15 protein-coding genes are annotated in these 16,325 nt (G+C 67.9%); 11 read left to right on the top strand and 4 right to left on the bottom strand.

Features of this window, described 5'->3' with window-relative positions; translation table 11 throughout:
• Positions 1 to 47 precede the first annotated feature (47 nt).
• Positions 48 to 407, top strand: coding sequence for a hypothetical protein (locus ASF80_RS05925; RefSeq protein WP_056308826.1), 360 nt, complete (start codon positions 48 to 50; stop codon positions 405 to 407).
• A 21-nt stretch (positions 408 to 428) separates the two neighbouring features.
• Here the strand turns inward: ASF80_RS05925 and ASF80_RS05930 are convergent, their stop codons facing one another.
• Positions 429 to 1,514, bottom strand: coding sequence for an ATP-binding protein (locus ASF80_RS05930; protein WP_056308828.1), 1,086 nt, complete (start codon positions 1,512 to 1,514; stop codon positions 429 to 431).
• Between the two features lie 211 nt (positions 1,515 to 1,725).
• Between ASF80_RS05930 and ASF80_RS05935 the strand changes: the two genes are divergently transcribed.
• Complete coding sequence (locus ASF80_RS05935; RefSeq protein ID WP_056308830.1) at positions 1,726 to 2,463, top strand: ion channel; 738 nt, start codon at positions 1,726 to 1,728, stop codon at positions 2,461 to 2,463.
• Complete coding sequence (locus ASF80_RS05940; protein ID WP_056308831.1) at positions 2,460 to 4,088, top strand: MFS transporter; 1,629 nt, start codon at positions 2,460 to 2,462, stop codon at positions 4,086 to 4,088. The genes ASF80_RS05935 and ASF80_RS05940 overlap by 4 nt, the downstream gene beginning before the upstream one ends.
• A gap of 30 nt (positions 4,089 to 4,118) precedes the next feature.
• On the opposite strand, the gene ASF80_RS05945 is transcribed toward ASF80_RS05940, so the two are convergent.
• Positions 4,119 to 5,102: a LacI family DNA-binding transcriptional regulator gene (locus tag ASF80_RS05945; protein ID WP_082488198.1), complete on the bottom strand. Its 984-nt coding sequence runs from the start codon at positions 5,100 to 5,102 to the stop codon at positions 4,119 to 4,121.
• 160 nt (positions 5,103 to 5,262) lie between these two features.
• Here ASF80_RS05945 and ASF80_RS05950 point away from each other — a divergent pair, with 160 nt between their 5' ends.
• The 5 genes from ASF80_RS05950 (at position 5,263) to ASF80_RS05970 (ending at position 10,705) form a co-directional block, all read left to right on the top strand.
• Positions 5,263 to 6,180 (top strand): carbohydrate ABC transporter permease, encoded by a 918-nt coding sequence (locus tag ASF80_RS05950; protein WP_056308836.1) that lies wholly within the window; start codon positions 5,263 to 5,265, stop codon positions 6,178 to 6,180.
• Between the two features lie 46 nt (positions 6,181 to 6,226).
• A complete protein-coding gene (locus tag ASF80_RS05955; RefSeq protein ID WP_056311840.1) occupies positions 6,227 to 7,072 on the top strand; it encodes a carbohydrate ABC transporter permease in 846 nt (281 codons plus the stop codon).
• A 67-nt stretch (positions 7,073 to 7,139) separates the two neighbouring features.
• Positions 7,140 to 8,495 carry an ABC transporter substrate-binding protein gene (locus ASF80_RS05960; protein ID WP_056308838.1) on the top strand — a complete coding sequence of 452 codons (1,356 nt, stop codon included), beginning with the start codon at positions 7,140 to 7,142 and terminating at the stop codon, positions 8,493 to 8,495.
• A 64-nt stretch (positions 8,496 to 8,559) separates the two neighbouring features.
• Complete coding sequence (locus ASF80_RS05965; protein WP_056308841.1) at positions 8,560 to 10,302, top strand: glycoside hydrolase family 35 protein; 1,743 nt, start codon at positions 8,560 to 8,562, stop codon at positions 10,300 to 10,302.
• 37 nt (positions 10,303 to 10,339) lie between these two features.
• Positions 10,340 to 10,705, top strand: coding sequence for an HNH endonuclease (locus ASF80_RS05970; RefSeq protein ID WP_235559898.1), 366 nt, complete (start codon positions 10,340 to 10,342; stop codon positions 10,703 to 10,705).
• A gap of 24 nt (positions 10,706 to 10,729) precedes the next feature.
• Here the strand turns inward: ASF80_RS05970 and ASF80_RS05975 are convergent, their stop codons facing one another.
• On the bottom strand, positions 10,730 to 11,227 hold the full coding sequence (locus ASF80_RS05975) for a metallophosphoesterase family protein (protein ID WP_056311842.1): 498 nt from the start codon (positions 11,225 to 11,227) through the stop codon (positions 10,730 to 10,732).
• Positions 11,228 to 11,377: 150 nt separating this feature from the next.
• On the opposite strand from ASF80_RS05975, the gene ASF80_RS05980 reads away from it, so the two are divergent.
• On the top strand, positions 11,378 to 12,838 hold the full coding sequence (locus ASF80_RS05980; RefSeq protein ID WP_056308846.1) for an MFS transporter: 1,461 nt from the start codon (positions 11,378 to 11,380) through the stop codon (positions 12,836 to 12,838).
• Positions 12,839 to 12,929: 91 nt separating this feature from the next.
• Here the strand turns inward: ASF80_RS05980 and ASF80_RS05985 are convergent, their stop codons facing one another.
• Entirely contained in the window at positions 12,930 to 13,961 is a 1,032-nt protein-coding gene (locus ASF80_RS05985; protein ID WP_056308848.1) for a S66 peptidase family protein, read from the bottom strand.
• A gap of 92 nt (positions 13,962 to 14,053) precedes the next feature.
• Here ASF80_RS05985 and ASF80_RS05990 point away from each other — a divergent pair, with 92 nt between their 5' ends.
• Complete coding sequence (locus tag ASF80_RS05990; RefSeq protein WP_056308851.1) at positions 14,054 to 14,260, top strand: hypothetical protein; 207 nt, start codon at positions 14,054 to 14,056, stop codon at positions 14,258 to 14,260.
• A gap of 77 nt (positions 14,261 to 14,337) precedes the next feature.
• Positions 14,338 to 16,221, top strand: coding sequence for an ABC transporter ATP-binding protein (locus ASF80_RS05995; RefSeq protein WP_056308853.1), 1,884 nt, complete (start codon positions 14,338 to 14,340; stop codon positions 16,219 to 16,221).
• Positions 16,222 to 16,325: the final 104 nt, after the last annotated feature.

The following is a 16,325-nucleotide window of genomic DNA, read 5'->3' on the forward strand; positions in this document are numbered from 1 at the left end:
CCTCCCCTTGCTGGCGCGCGCACCCCGCGTGCTCGTACCGTGAGGGCATGGAGACTCTGCGCCACGTCGTTCTGTTCGTCCATCTCATCGGCTTCGCCGTGCTGTTCGGCGCCTGGGCGGTGCAGGCTTTCGGCGGCACGCGCGAGTTCACGCGCCTGATGAGCATCGGCATGACGATCGCCGCGATCGCCGGCCTCGCACTCGCGGCCCCCTGGGGACTCCCCGAGGGCGTCGAGATGAACTACGCCAAGATCGGCACGAAGCTCGTGGTGCTGCTCGTGATCGGCGCGCTCCTCGGCGTCGGCACGGCGAAGCAGCGCAAGGCCGGTTCGGTGCCGGCCGCGATGTTCTGGCTGGTCGGCATTCTGACTGCCGTCAACGCCGCCATCGCCGTGATCTGGCGCTGACGCCTCCCCTCGCGCTCCGCGTCACTCACGCAGGGGAACGACGACGTCGCCGCCCGCCTCTTCCGTCAGTCGCGCACCCATCTGCACGAAGGTCGGCTGCGCGATGAATCCTCCGGCGAAGAGCGCCTGACCCTGTGTGAATCCCTGCGCTCGGCGGATGTCATCCTCGCCGACGAAGCCGAACACCTCAGCCAGCTCGGCGATGTCGCGCGGAGCATTGACGCGCATCAGGCCGAGGTTGTCGCACTGTGAGAGCACGTTCGGGTGGATCTTGGTCGGTCGCTGGGTCGAGAGGAACAGCCAGAGGCCGAACTTGCGGCCTTCCGCCGCGATCTGCACGAGCTGCTCGGTGAGCGCGCGCTCGACCGCGTTGCGCGGTTCCGGCGAGCAGAGGTTGTGCGCCTCGTCGATCACGATGAGGATCGGTCGGCGGCTCTCCCGACGTGCCCAGAGCTGCTCCAGCACGGCGAGGGCTGCGACCTTCGGCTCGGCAGGGTGGTCGAATCCTCCGAGGTCGAGCACCGTCGCCCGCGGGCGCCCGTCGATCACGTCGACCACCGAATGCGCTCCGCGGGACCACAGATCCCACTCCAGTACCTGAAGGTTCTCCATTCGATTGGCGAGACGCACCCTGGCGGGCTCACCGGAGGCCCGGAACTCCTGCAGCATCCTGTCGGTGTCGAACTCCGTCGCGCTCACGGACCAGTGCAGCAGGACGTTGTACTCCTCGGCATCCGCGATCGGGTCGATCTGCAGCACGGCCGCCTTCGCAGCCGGCGACAGATCGAGGTACCGCACGTGCAGGCGCTCGCCCTCCTGATGCCCCGATCGGAACACGCGGATGTCGGTCTGAGCGATCCGATCCGAATGCTCGACGGGCGCGCTGTCGCGTGTCTCCGCCAGCCTCACGAAGTCCGCGTTCGGGTCGAGTATCAGCATGGGCAGCTCGGTGTGCAGCAGCAGCTGCTCGAGGACCACACCGAGCGCATAGGTCTTGCCGCTGCCGCTCTGCCCGCACCAGAAGGTGTGCCGGTTGAATCTGCGCGCATCCAGCTTCGCGATCACGGTGGGGTCGGCGGTGAGGGTGCCGATGCTCAGGTCGGTCATGCCGCCACCGTAGCGTCGTGTGGGTCCGGAGCCACCCCCGGCCTCACCCTGCACGTGTGAGGTGCGGCTCCGGTCAGGCCACGCGAGGTGGGGCTCACCCCGAGAGGATGACGTGGCACTGCGGCACCCGCGCGCTCAGAGCGATACTGACCACGGGTTCTCGGATGACCGGCGCGACTCCCTCTCACCGGCAGGCGAGTGAGGAGTCCTCATGGGATCTGACGACGCGGTGCGCAGCCCCCTGCCGAGTCTCCGGGCTCGCGCGGCAACGACCGCCGCCGGATGGCGCAGCGGATATTGGTTCGTTCTGGCGCTCCTCGTCGTCACCTACGGGCTGTGTGCGATCCAGGACACGAGCAACCCGAGTCCGCCGGCTTTCCTCGTGCAGCTCGTCACCGTCGCCGTCGTGCTCCGGGTCACCCGGGTTCACCGACGCGTGCAGCGCGTCGCGTGGGTGATCCTCGCTGTGGCGGGCGTCGCCGCCATCATCACGACCGCGCTCGGCACCGAGGGTCAGCTCCTCGACGTCGCCCTGTCGACGGCGTCGATGGTCGCCTTCTTCATCGCCCCGGTGGCGATCATCCGGCATCAGGTGCAGCGTCGCGGACTCGACATCGAGGCGCTGCTGGCCGCGACGGCGGCATATGTCCTCGTCGGAATGTTCTTCACACTGGTCTACAACCTCGTCGCGCTGCTCACGGCATCGCCTGCATTCGGCGACGACGTCGTCGACTCGCTGTCCAGCCAGCTCTTCTTCTCGTTCACCACACTGACCACCACCGGGTACGGCAACATCGTGCCTGTCTCTGCCGGCGTCCAGGCGATCGCGGTCGCAGAGGCGATCACCGGACAGCTGTTCCTGATCACCGCGGTGGCCAGGATCATGCGTGGATCCCGCGGACCCGCCTACGAGCCTGCAGCCGTGCCCCGGGCCGAGGAGCAGTCATGAAGAAGTGGAACGTCGTGGTCGTGCTCGGGGCCGCGCAGTTCGTGATGGTGCTCGACGGCACTGTGATGAACGTGTCGATCTCAACGGTCGTGAGAGACCTGGGTACCTCGGTGGCCGCGATGCAGGCGGCTATCACGTTCTACACGCTCACGATGGCGGCGTTCATGCTGTTCGGAGCCAAGCTGGGCGATGTGTGGGGACGACGCCGCGCCTTCGTGATCGGATCCTGCGTGTACGCGGCCGGATCCCTGATCACCGCAGTGAGTCCGTCGGTGGGATTCCTGTTCCTCGGCTGGTCGATCATCGAAGGTCTCGGTGCGGTCCTGGTGATCCCGGCGATCGCCGCGCTCGTCGCCGACAACTACCGAGGGCGGGAGCGCGTCACCGCCTTCGCCGTGATCGGCGCCGTCTCGGGAGCCGCCGTCGCCGCCGGCCCGCTGATCGGGGGCGCGGTCACCACCTACTCCAGCTGGCGGTTCGTGTTCGCCGCCGAGGTGGTGATCATGCTCGGCGTCGTGCTCTGCGCGCGGATCATCACGGATTCCACGCCGCGGCAGGCGATCCGTATCGACATCGGCAGCGTCCTCCTGTCGTCGGCGGGTCTGGTGCTGATCGTCTTCGGAATGCTGCAGAGCAAGACCTGGGGATGGGTGATCCCGCTGCACACCCCCGAGATCGGCGGGGTTGCTCTCGCTCCTCTCGGGGTTTCCCTGACGACGTGGTGCATCGGCCTCGGAGCCGCCTTGATCGCCCTGTTCATCCGGTGGCAGCGGCGGCTCCTGCGCGACGGGCGATCGCCTCTGATGCAGCCGGATCTGTTCTCCATCACCACTCTGCGCAGCGGTCTCTCGGTGCTCGGCGCTCAGTACACCGTGACGGCCGGGTTGTTCTTCATGGTGCCGGTGTACCTGCAGATGACACTCGGGCTGGACGCGCTCGAGACCGGTGTCAAGATCTTCCCGCTCTCCGTGGCCCTGGTGCTGTTCTCGATCGTGGGCACGGCCCTGTCTCGGCGTTGGTCGCCTCGCCGCATCGTCCGCGTCGGGCAATGGGTGCTGGTCGTCAGCGCCGTGCTCCTGCTCGGTGCCGTGACCGAGGACCTGCGGGGTGTGCTGTTCGGTGTCGGCATGTTCTTCACGGGGAGCGCGCTGGGGCTTCTGGCCTCCCAGCTCGGGAACGTCAACATGTCGAGCGTCAGCGAGAAGGACACGAGCGAGGCAGGCGGGTTGCAGGGCGTGTTCCAGAACCTCGGATCGTCGCTCGGCACCGCGCTGATCGGCTCGCTCCTGATCGGGGCGCTGTCCACCTCGTTCGCCTCCGGCGTCGCCGCGAGCGCTCTCCCTGCGGAGGTTCGCGCGACCGTGAGCACGGCGACGGACCGCGGCGTCACCGTGGTCCCCGCGGCTGACGTGGTCGGTCTCGGCGAGGCCGCCGGTCTCACCGATGACGAGGCGACCGAACTGGCCGAGATCTATCGCGCCTCGCAGCTCTCGTCCCTGCGAGTGGCATTCGTGGGGCTGATAGCGATCAGCCTGCTGTCGATACTGTTCTCGCGCGGCATCCCGGCCGAGGCCATGATCCGCCGACGAACGGGCGCAGACGAGATCGCGCCGGAGAAGACGTGACCCTCGCGCGTCGACGGCGAGCCGCCTGAGTCAGCGGCGGGGCGATGCCGTGCTCTCGCGAACCACGAGCTCGGTGCCCACGAGGGGCGTCTGAGCGCGGTCTCCCCCGTCGAGCTCGGCGAGCAGAGCATCCACGGCCAGTGCGCCCACGCGTTCCGGGTGCTGCTGGACGGTGGTGAGCGGGGGCCAGAGCTGCGCGGCATCCGGCAGACCGTCGAAGCCGACGACGCTGACGTCTCCCGGGATGTCGCGCCCGGCCTCACGGAACGCCCGGACGACGCCGATCGCCATCTGATCGTTCGCCGCGAACACCGCCGTGACCGTGTCATCGTCGCGGAGTCGGAGCCCCGCCCGGTAGCCGGACTCCGCTGACCAGTCGCCCTGCAGCGGATCGGGAGCGCTGACCCCGCGGGACTCGAGCGTCTGCCGCCAGGACTCCCGTCGACGCTCCGCCGAGTACGACTTCGCAGGGCCCGCGATGTGCCACACCGTCCGGTGCCCCAGGTCGAGCAGATGCTCGGTCGCGAGTCGGGCTCCCTGCGCCTGATCCGTGTCGACGAAGGGATGCGCGTCTCCGCGGTTCGAGTCGACCAGCACGACGGGGAGCCCGTCGGGGATCTCGACCTCGGCCTCATCGAGCTGATGGGCCTCGATCACGATGATGATGCCGTCGACCGCGTGCTCTTCGAGCCTGCGGAAGGCTCCCGCCACGGTGTCGCGGGCACTCGACTCGACCGGGATCAGCGTCAGCGCGTACCCCATCTGCGAGGCGCGCACGGCGATCGCGTCGAGCGTGCGCTGATTCCCATAGGAGCTGAACGAGAACATGATCACGCCGATGGCGCGGAATCGGCCCGATCGCAGTGCCCGAGCGGCACTGTTGGGCCGATAGCCGAGTCGCTGCATGGCGTCTTCGACGCGCACTCTCGTCGCGGCTCCGACGTAGCCTCGGGCGTTCACGACGCGGGAGACGGTCTGCCCGGAGACACCGGCCTCACGCGCGACGTCTTCCATCGACGGGTCTCTCCGCCGCTGCGGCGGCTCTGCCGGCTGCTCCGAGGTCACGATCAACCATCCATTCATATGTTGACGTTGACACACTACCAGCGGATCGCATATGTTGACGTTGACACACGGCGCAGTGAGCGCTCGATCTCTAAGAAGGTTCTCGTCAATGACGACTCAAGACTCCGCAGTACTTGCGGGCAACGGCATCCGCCGGCGCGAGAAGCGCGACTGGAAGGGCTGGGCCTTCGTGGGCCCGTTCATGGTCGTCTTCGCGCTGGTCTTCCTGACACCTCTCGCGTATGCGCTGTACCTCAGCTTCTTCCAGGAGAAGCTGATCGGCGGCACTGCGTTCGTGGGATTCGACAACTATGTGCGCGCGCTCACCGACCCCCAGTTCTGGGAGGCGTTCGGCCGCGTCGTGCTGTTCCTCGTCGTGCAGGTGCCGATCATGCTCGTCCTGGCACTGGCCGCAGCTCTCGCACTCGACAGCGCACGGCTGCGCGGAGCCTCGTTCTTCCGCATCCTGATCTTCCTGCCGTACGCGGTGCCGGCTGTCGTCGCCGTGCTCATGTGGGGATACATCTACGGCGACCAGTTCGGTCTGACGTCGAACTTCAACGACTTCCTCGGCAGCGACCTCATCACCCCGTTCGCTCGCGAATGGATCCTGGTCTCGATCGGAAACATCGTGACGTGGCAGTTCGTCGGCTACAACATGCTGATCTTCTACTCCTCGCTGAAGACGATCCCGACCGACATGTACGAGGCGGCGTCGCTCGACGGCGCGGGAGCCTGGCGGACGATCTTCTCGATCAAGATCCCCAACGTCCGGGGCGCACTCGTGATCGCCACGATCTTCTCGATCATCGGCAGCTTCCAGCTCTTCAACGAGCCCAACATCCTGCGCCCTCTGGCCCCGAACGTGATCACGACGTACTTCACACCCAACATGTACGCGTACAACCTCTCGTTCGCCGGACAGCAGTTCAACTACGCCGCGACGATCGCCATCATCATGGGCGTCATCACCGCGGTGATCGCCTATGTCGTGCAGCTGCGCGGCTCGAAGTCTGAGGTGCGCTGACATGGCACTCCCCCTCGCTCGCCCCTCCCAGAAGCGTCACGATCTGATGAACCCGCGCAAGTCCAAGACGCTGCTCATCGTGATGGTCGCGTACGCGCTGTACACGCTCGTGCCGCTCGTCTGGCTGCTGTTCAGCTCGACCAAGACGCAGTCCGGGCTCTTCAGCTCATTCGGTCTGTGGTTCTCCGACGACTTCGCGTTCTTCGACAACCTCGTGGCGACGTTCTCGTACCAGGACGGCATCTTCCTGCGCTGGCTCGGCAACACCCTCCTCTACGTCGTGGTGGGAGCCGGCGGCGCGACGCTGCTCGCCACCATGGCCGGCTACGGCCTGGCGAAGTACCGCTTCCCCGGCCGCCGCGCGGTGTTCGCCGTCGTCCTCGGTGCCGTCGCCGTTCCCGGCACCGCCCTCGCCGTGCCGACCTTCCTGCTGTTCAGTGAGCTGGGTCTCACGAACACGCCGTGGGCCGTGATCATCCCGTCGCTGATCAGCCCGTTCGGCCTGTATCTGATCTGGGTGTTCGCCTCGGAGTCGGTGCCGACCGAGCTGTTGGAGGCCGCCCGCATCGACGGCGCAGGCGAGTTCCGCACCTTCTTCACGATCTCGATGAGGCTGCTCGCTCCCGGCATCGTGACCGTCGCGCTCTTCACGGTCGTCGCGACCTGGAACAACTACTTCCTGCCGCTGATCATGCTGTCCGATCCCGCGTGGTATCCGCTCACCGTCGGCCTCAACCAGTGGAGCTCGCAGGCCATCGGCGCGGGATCCCAGCCGATCTACAACCTCGTGATCATGGGGTCGCTCCTCACCATCATCCCGATCGTCATCGCCTTCCTGCTGCTGCAGCGCTTCTGGCAGTCAGGTCTCACCGCCGGAAGCGTCAAGCAGTAGCTCCCGGCATCCCTCTGCACCGCACACGTCGGTCCGATGCTGGACCGCACCCCGAAAGGACACAGCAATGAAGCACCTTCCCTCCCCGGCCGCACGGCGCACCCTCGCCGTGCTCGCGGCCGGAACCGTGGCAGCGCTGGCGCTGGCCGGTTGCAGCACCGGCGACGCAGGCTCAGGCTCGGCCTCCGGCGACGGCTCGTTCGACTCCGTGGAGGCGGCTCTCGAGAAGGGCGGAGAGATCACGTACTGGTCGTGGACCCCTTCTGCCGAGGCCCAGGTCGAGGCTTTCGAGAAGGAGTATCCGAACGTCACGGTGAACGTGGTCAACGCGGGCACCAACAACGAGGAGTACACCAAGCTCCAGAACGCCATCAAGGCCGGATCCGGCGCCCCCGACGTCGTGCAGGTCGAGTACTACGCGTTCCCGCAGTTCGCGCTGACCGACGCGTTCGTCGACCTCTCGCAGTACGGCTTCGCCGATTTCGAGGACGACTACACCGCCTCGACATGGAACTCCGTCACCGACGGTGACGCCATCTACGGCCTGCCGCAGGACTCCGGCCCCATGGCCCTGTTCTACAACAAGGCCGTGTTCGACGCCGCAGGCGTCGCCGTGCCCACCACGTGGGATGAGTACTACGAGGCGGCGAAGGCGATCCACGCCGCGAACCCCGACGCGTACATCACCAACGACACCGGTGACGCCGGCTTCGCGACCTCGATGATCTGGCAGGCCGGCGGCCAGCCGTTCGCGACCTCCGGCACCGACGTCACGATCGACCTGCAGGACGACGGCTCCAAGAAGTGGACCGAGAACTGGAACCGCCTCGTCGAGGAAGACCTGCTCGCCCCGTACGGCAGCTGGAGCGACGAGTGGTTCCGCGCCCTCGGCGACGGCAGCCTGGCGACCCTCGTGATCGGCGCCTGGATGCCCGGCAACCTGATCACCGGAGCCCCGGACGGCGCCGGTGACTGGCGCGTCGCGCCGATGCCGACCTACGACGGCACGCCGGCGACCGCGGAGAACGGCGGCGGCGGCCAGGCCGTGACCACGCAGAGCAAGAACCCGGAGCTCGCAGCCGGCTTCCTGTGGTGGCTGAACAACTCCGAGGACAGCATTTCGACGTTCCTCGAGTCCGGCGGATTCCCGTCGACCACCGCGGAGCTCTCGAGCGAAGAGTTCCTCGCCGACGCCCCCGAGTACTTCGGCGGACAGAAGATCAACGAGGTCCTCGCGGCTGCGGCCGACGACGTGGTCGAGGGCTGGAACTACCTGCCCTACCAGGTCTACGGCAACAGCATCTTCGGTGACACCGTGGGTCAGTCGTACCAGAACGGCACCGACCTGAACGAGGGCCTCGTGACCTGGCAGGACGCACTGGTCGAGTACGGCAACTCGCAGGGCTTCGCCGTCAACAAGTAATCGCACGTCCGGGCCGGACGGGGATTCCTCCCCGTCCGGCCCTCCCCATCGAAAGCACCTCATCGTGACCTCCTTCTCCATCGGCGAGACAGACTTCCTCCGCGCAGGGCGCCCCCACCAGGTGATCGCCGGAGCCCTCCACTACTTCCGCATCCACCCGGATCAGTGGCAGGACCGCATCCGCAAGGCCCGCCTGATGGGGCTCAACACGATCGAGACCTACGTGGCCTGGAACGCGCACGAGCCGCGGCGCGGCGAGTGGGACGCCACAGGCTGGAACGACCTTGGCCGGTTCCTCGACCTCATCCAGGCCGAGGGCATGGATGCGATCGTCCGCCCCGGCCCGTACATCTGCGCCGAATGGCACAACGGCGGTCTCCCGACCTGGCTCACCGCCGGCGAGCGCGAGCTCCGCTCCTCCGAGCCCACCTACCTCGCCGATGTGAGCGAGTACCTGCGCCGCGTCTACGAGATCGTCGCCCCGCGGCAGATCGACCGCGGCGGCTCGGTCGTGCTCGTGCAGATCGAGAACGAGTACGGCGCCTACGGCTCCGACAAGGCCTATCTCGAGGCGCTCGTCGCCCTCACCCGCGAGGCCGGCATCACGGTGCCCCTCACGACCGTCGATCAGCCGACCGACCAGATGCTCGCAGACGGCAGCCTGCCCGAGCTGCACAAGACCGGATCCTTCGGCTCGCGCAGCGCCGAGCGCCTCGCCACGCTGCGCACCCACCAGCCCACCGGCCCCCTGATGTGCTCGGAGTTCTGGGACGGCTGGTTCGACTGGTGGGGTGGCGTGCACCACACCACCGACGTGGATGCCGCAGCAGCCGACCTCGACGAGCTCCTCGCGGCCGGAGCCTCGGTCAACATCTACATGTTCCACGGCGGCACCAACTTCGGTCTCACGAATGGTGCGAACCACAAGGGCCGCTACCTGCCGATCGTCACCTCGTACGACTACGACGCCCCTCTCGACGAGGCCGGAAACCCGACGGCGAAGTTCTTCGCGTTCCGCGACGTCATCGCCAAGTACGCGCCGGTACCCGACGAGCTCCCCGCAGCCGCGACGCCCGCGCCCGCGTTCTCCGTGCCGCTCACCCCTGCCGGCGCGTGGACGGATGCCGCAGCCGATGCGGCCAAGGCCGAGGCCCCGGCGACGTTCGATGAGCTCGAGCACCTGAGCGCTCTGGTCCGGTACGAGGTCGAACTCCCCGAGGGCCAGGGCGGCCTCCTCGTCACCGAGGAGGTGCGCGACCTCGCCTGGGTGAGCGTCGACGGCCAGGCCGTCGGAACCCTCTCGCGCACACGCCACGACCGCGCGCTGAGGATCCCTGACGGCCGCACGCTCAGCGTCCTCGTCGAAGAACAGGGGCGCGTGAACTACGACCACCGGCTCGGCGAGCAGAAGGGCGTCATCGGCACGCCCACCATCGACGGGACGCCGCTGATCGGGTGGCGTTCGACGCCTCTGAACGTCCAGGAGATCGCGGCAGAGATCGCCTCCCGCGTCGAGAACCCGTCGGGCGACGCGGGAAGCGCGCCGTCGGCATGGGTGGCCGATTTCGACCTCGACTCCCCCGCAGACCTCTTCCTCGACACCGCGTCGTGGAGCAAGGGGTACGCGTTCGTGAACGGGTTCTTCCTCGGTCGCTACTGGCGGAACGGCCCGCAGCGCACCCTCTTCGTGCCGTCGCCCGCGACCGTCCCCGGGTCGAACAGGCTCGTGGTGCTCGAGCTCGAGCACCTGATCGATCAGACCGCCGACTTCGTCTCGGCACTCGCTCTCGGCGACACAGAGGAATAGCGCTCGAGGACGCGCATCCGCCCAGTACCGTATGTCTGTGCCGCGCCGAAGGTTCTCCACCCCCACGCCCGCTGCGCGCGCCCGCTATGCGAAGCGACGTCAGGGTCGTCTGGCGCGGGTGGACAACGACCTCACCGCCGAGCAGTGGACCACGCTGCAGGAGGCCTGGGGCGGATGCGCGTACTGCGGAGCGATCGAGGCCGCTCTCCAGCGCGACTGCGTCATGCCGATCTCCCGGGGTGGCCGCTACACCGTCGAGAACGTGGTGCCCGCGTGCGGGTCGTGCAACGCGAGCAAGCGCAACGACGAGGTCACCTCGTGGCTCCGCCGCAAGCGACTCGACGAGCGCGCCTTCCTCGGCCGATACGCCGAGATCCTCGTCGCGCTGCGCCCGGAGGAGTGACGCGGGATCGATGCTCCGCGCGGTTCAGGCGAGCGGCACCAGCGTGGCGTCGATCCGTCGGGCGTCGATCACGACAGACATCACCGTGCACACCGGCTGTCTGCGGCGGTCGGTCGGCGAACCCGGGTTGAGCAGGCGCATCCCGGAGGGAGCGACGGTGTCCCACGGGATGTGTGAGTGCCCGAACACGAGCAGGTCGGTGCCCGGGAAAGCCGCATCCATCCTCTCCTCACGTCGCTGCTTCGGACCCGTCTCGTGCACCACCGCCACGTCGACCTCTTCGACCGTGAAGCGAGCGATCTCCGGCAGCCGCTCACGCAGCGCCGGGCCGTCGTTGTTCCCGAAGACGCCCACGAGCACCTGCGAGCGGGACTCGAGCAGATCCAGCGTCGCGACATCGATCCAGTCCCCCGCATGCACGACGATGTCCGCCTCGTCGACTGCCCGGAGCACCGAGTCGGGCAGGCGGCGGGCGCGTGCAGGCACGTGGGTGTCGGCGATCAGCAGCAGTCTCGTCGTCACGATCTTCCCGTCTCCCGTGGGCATCGGCATCCGTGTTCGACTCTACGCACGCGCTGCGACGGGATGTCACACGTACACAGCAAACGCTCAGGAAGGCGTAGGATCTCTCGGTGCCTTGGTATACCGGGGCACTCGGAATGAAGGAGCAGTATGAGTACGACCACAGCGCCCGCGAACCCGCGCTCGCGCGTCATCACGGCGAGCCTCGTCGGCACCACGATCGAGTTCTACGACTTCTACGCGTACGCGACCGCCGCAGTGCTCGTGTTCCCGGTGCTGTTCTTCCCCACGGGCAACGACACCACCTCGCTGCTGTCGTCGTTCGCGGTGTTCGGCGCCGCGATGGTCGCCCGTCCGATCGGCGCGGTCATCTTCGGCCACTTCGGCGACAAGTTCGGGCGCAAGGCCACCCTCGTCGCCTCGCTGCTCACGATGGGAATCGCGACCTTCATCATCGGCCTGCTCCCCACGTTCCAGCAGATCGGCTGGTGGGCCGCGTTGCTGCTGCTGATCATGCGTCTGGCGCAGGGCTTCGCGCTCGGTGGCGAGTGGTCGGGTGCGGCACTCGTCGCCACCGAGAACGCTCCGGCCGGCAAGCGCGCCTGGTACGGCACGTTCCCCCAGCTCGGAGCACCGCTCGGCTTCATCATCGCCAACTTCCTGTTCCTCGGGATCAACTGGCTGCTGCCGCATGCCGAGAACCCTGCGCTCAAGTCCGAGGCGTTCCTGTCGTGGGGCTGGCGCATCCCGTTCCTGTTCTCCGCCGTGATGGTCATCATCGGCCTGTGGGTGCGCCTGAAGCTCGTCGAGTCCGACACGTTCAAGAAGGCCGAGAAGAAGGGCGCGATCCGCAAGCTGCCGCTGGCGACCGTCTTCCGTCATCACTGGAAGCAGTTGATCCTCGGCACGTTCATCATGCTGGCGACGTACGTCCTCTTCTACCTGATGACGAACTTCACCCTCGCGTACGGCACGAAGCCCGCCACGCTCGAGACCGCATCCGCCGCTGCGCAGGCCGCGGCAGAGGCGACGGGCAAGGACTTCGACGCCTCCGCGTTCGCGGCGCAGTTCTATCCGGGTCTCGGATTCGGCTACACCGACTTCGTGCTCATGCAGATCGTGGGCGTGGTGTTCTTCGGGATCTTCACCCTGCTCTCCGGGCCGATCGCGGACGCGATCGGACGCCGCAAGCTGCTGCTGTGGGTCACGGGGCTCATCATCGTGTTCGGCTTCACGTTCAACGCCTTCCTGCTCCCGGCGATGGACCCGAAGTTCACCGGTGCTCTGGCACAGGCCTTCCTCGTGTTCGGCTTCATGCTCATGGGTGCGACGTTCGGCCCCATGGGCGCGCTGCTTCCGGAGCTCTTCCCGACGAACGTCCGCTACACGGGATCCGCGATCTCGTACAACGTGTCGTCGATCCTCGGTGCGGCCGTGGCTCCGCTCATCGCCCTCTGGCTCTGGGAACTCGGCGACGGCGCTCCCTGGCTCGTCGGTCTGTACCTGTCGGCGATGGGCGTGCTGACCTTCATCGCGCTGCTGCTGTCGAAGGAGACCAAGGACAACGACTACGACGCCGATCTGGGTGTCGCGGCGGCCGTCGAACTCTGACCTCTCACCTCACGCGAAAGGGCGGCACCTCCACGGGAGGTGCCGCCCTTTCGGGTTCTCGGGGTGATCCGTCGGCTCGGGACGGTCGGGCTCAGTACGAGGCCGTGACCGTGCGCGCGGCTCCGTCGAGAGCCATGTTCCCGCCGTACGGCAGGATCCACTGGGGGCGCGTATGCCCGAACGGCACACCGACGCAGACCACGGCATCCGGGTTGTAGCGGGAGACCGCCTCGATCACGACGTCTCGCTGCACCGCGCGAAGGGCATCGGCCTCGTCGCGTGACGGCAGGAACTCGAAGTCGCTCACGGGCGGACGCGCGACGACGACCCCCGCGACGGCGGCGAGGATCCCGCGCTCGCCCAGTCCGCGCATCCACCGACCCACCCAGCTCGCGGGCGGGCGCTCCTCGCTCGTCTCCAGCAGCAGGATGCCGCCACGCAGGTCGTAGGCGGTCGGCAGCCGGTCGGCGAGCGCGAGCCCGTCGATGGACTCGAGACATCCGCCCCACGTGCGTCCCTCGACGCGCGATGCGGGGCCCGACCAGGTCCACTCCTCCGTCGCGATCCGGTCGCCGTACTCCGAGAGTGCGAGGGGATCTTGCCAGCGCCTTCCGTTGTCCTCCGACTCGCCGGGTTCCGTGATCTCGACCGTGCCGCCGTCGAGCAGCGCCGCGCGCAGCGACCGCAGGTGCACGTCGTCGACTGCGGGGCCGGGTCCGAGATGCACCGCGGTGGATCCGCCGTGGTAGCTGCGGATGCCCAGCCCCCAGAGCCAGTTCAGGATGTTGGTGTTGTCGCTATAGCCGAGGAAGGGTTTGGGGTCGGCCTGTGCGAGCGCGGCGTCGAGGTGCGGCACCACCAGGATCTGGTCGTCGCCGCCGATCGTCGCGAGGATCGCTCGGATGCCGGGGTCGGCGAACGCGGCGTTCACATCGGCCGCGCGGGCCTCCGGGCTCGCGTCGAGCTGACGCGTCGTCGCGTACTCGACGGGCACGAGCCCTGTGAGGTCCTGAAGCCGGCGCATCGCCTGCTCGTGGAGCTCCGGCGCGACGGCGGGCGCGGCGAACGCGGGTGAGAGGACGGCGATCCGGTCGCCGGGGACGGGTTTCGGTGCAGCCAGCATTCGCCCAGTCTCGCACCGCGAACGCTGCGGCGCTCGTCAACATCAATTGACAAACCGCTGCGAGTCAACAAGGATTGACGCCGGAGGTCATCATGACGATCGAGACAGCACTGGCGCAGGACGACGGCGGCGAGCCGCTCTCCGAGCTCCACCGCCTCGCGGCGCTGCGTACCGAGCTCGCCCGCTCCGAGGAGACCCAAGTGCGCCGCGCGCGCAACCTCGGCTACTCGTGGCAGGCGATCGCGAGCGCACTCGGCGTGACCAAGCAGGCGGTGCACCGCCGGTTCGGCAAGCGCTGAGGCGCATACAGCCCATCCACAGAATTCGGCCCTGCACGAAGTACGGTCGAACTACCCCTTTCAGAACGAGGTTCCGCATGTCCAGCACGGCGACGTCACGCCGACGCGGACGCGGCGCGCCGCAGGATGGTCCGCGCGCCACTTTCCGCCAGCTCCTCCCCTTCCTCTTCGAGCACAAGCGCACGCTGGTCGTCGTCGCCGTGCTCAGCGTGTTCGGCGCTGCCACGTCGCTCGCGCAGCCGCTGCTCGTCGGGCAGGTGATCGAGGCCGTGCAGTCCGATCAGGGCCTCGGCATCCTCGTGTGGGTGCTCGTCGGGCTCGTGGTGGTCTCATCGATCATCTCGGGCTACCAGCACTACCTGCTGCAGCGCACCGGCACCGCCGTCGTGTACTCGAGCAGGCGCAAGCTCATCTCGCGCATCCTGCACCTGCCGATCAGCGAGTTCGACGCGCGTCGCACCGGCGACCTCGTCTCGCGGGTCGGCACCGACACCACACTGCTGTACGCCGTGCTCACCCAGGGGCTCGCGGATGCCGTCGGCAGCGCGATCCTGTTCCTCGGCGCGCTGATCGCGATGCTCGTGATCGACCCCGTGCTGCTCCTACTGATCGTCGTCGTGATCGGCATCTCGGTCGTGGTGGTGACCGCGCTCAGCGGCCGCATCCGCACCGCGTCAACCGCGCAGCAGGAGAAGGTCGGAGAACTCGCCTCCGGAGTCGAGCGGGCCGTGGGCTCGATTCGCACCGTGCGCGCGTCCGGCGCCACCGAGCGCGAGACCGAGTCCGTGTCGACGCTCGCCTCCGAGGCGTACGGCATCGGCGTGCGGATCGCGAAGATCTCGTCACTCGTCGTGCCGATCGCCGGAGTCGCCCTGCAGGTGTCGCTGCTCGTCGTCCTCGGTGTCGGAGGATTCCGCGTCGCCGCCGGCACGATCACGATCGCCTCGCTCATCACGTTCATCATGTTCCTGTTCATGCTCGTGATGCCGCTCGCCACCACCTTCGGAGCGATCACCTCGGTGAATCAGGCTCTCGGGGCGCTCGGCCGCATCCAGGAGGTGCTGAACCTGCCGACCGAGACACAGCACGACGCCGAGACCGCCGCCTCGTTCTCACGCGATGCTCCCGATTCCGGCGCGCCGGCGATCGAGTTCCGCGATGTGCGCTTCCGGTATCCGGAGAATGTGGTCGCCGCCCGACAGGCCGCTGCCAAGGAGGCGCAGACGCTGCTCGCCGATGCGCACCTCGAGTCCGCTGACGAGGCGACGGCCGCACCCGAGCGCGAGGTGCTGCGCGGAGTGTCGTTCGCGGTGCCGCGAGGGGCGCGCGTGGCGCTCGTCGGCCCCAGCGGTGCCGGGAAGAGCACGATCCTGTCGCTCGTCGAGCGGTTCTACGACCCCACCGGCGGCTCGATCCGCCTCTACGGGCACGACGCTCGCACCTACCCCCGTGACGAGCTGCGCGCGCAGTTCGGCTATGTCGAACAGGACGCTCCGACGCTCGCCGGAACCCTCGCCGACAACCTTCGGCTCGCCTCCCCCGACGCGTCGGACGCCGAGTGCGAACAGGTGCTGCGTGCCGTGAACCTGGGCGACGTGCTCGAGCGCGATCCGCTCGGTCTCGAGGCACCGGTCGGCGAAGACGGCGTCATGCTCTCGGGTGGCGAGCGCCAGCGCCTCGCGATCGCGCGCGCGTTGCTGACCGACGCGCCGATCCTGCTGCTGGACGAGTCCACCTCGTCGCTCGACGGGGTCAACGAGCAGCGCATGCGCGAGGCGATCGATGCGGTCTCGACCGACCGCACGCTGATCGTGATCGCGCACCGACTGTCGACCGTCGTCGACAGCGACCTCATCGTCGTATTGCAGGACGGCGTCGTCGTCGGCCAGGGCACGCACGCCGAGCTCGTGGAGTCGACGCCGCTGTACCGCGACCTCGCGCGCCACCAGCTGCTCGCCTGATCACGAGCCTGTCGGGCACAAAAGTACGCGAAGGCGGGATGCCGGAGACCACTCAGCCATGGGTTCGTCTCTGACGTCCCGCCTTCGCGGGTCTGGGAGGGGAT

The organism is Microbacterium sp. Leaf159, from assembly GCF_001423615.1.
Classification (GTDB): Bacteria; Actinomycetota; Actinomycetes; order Actinomycetales; family Microbacteriaceae; genus Microbacterium.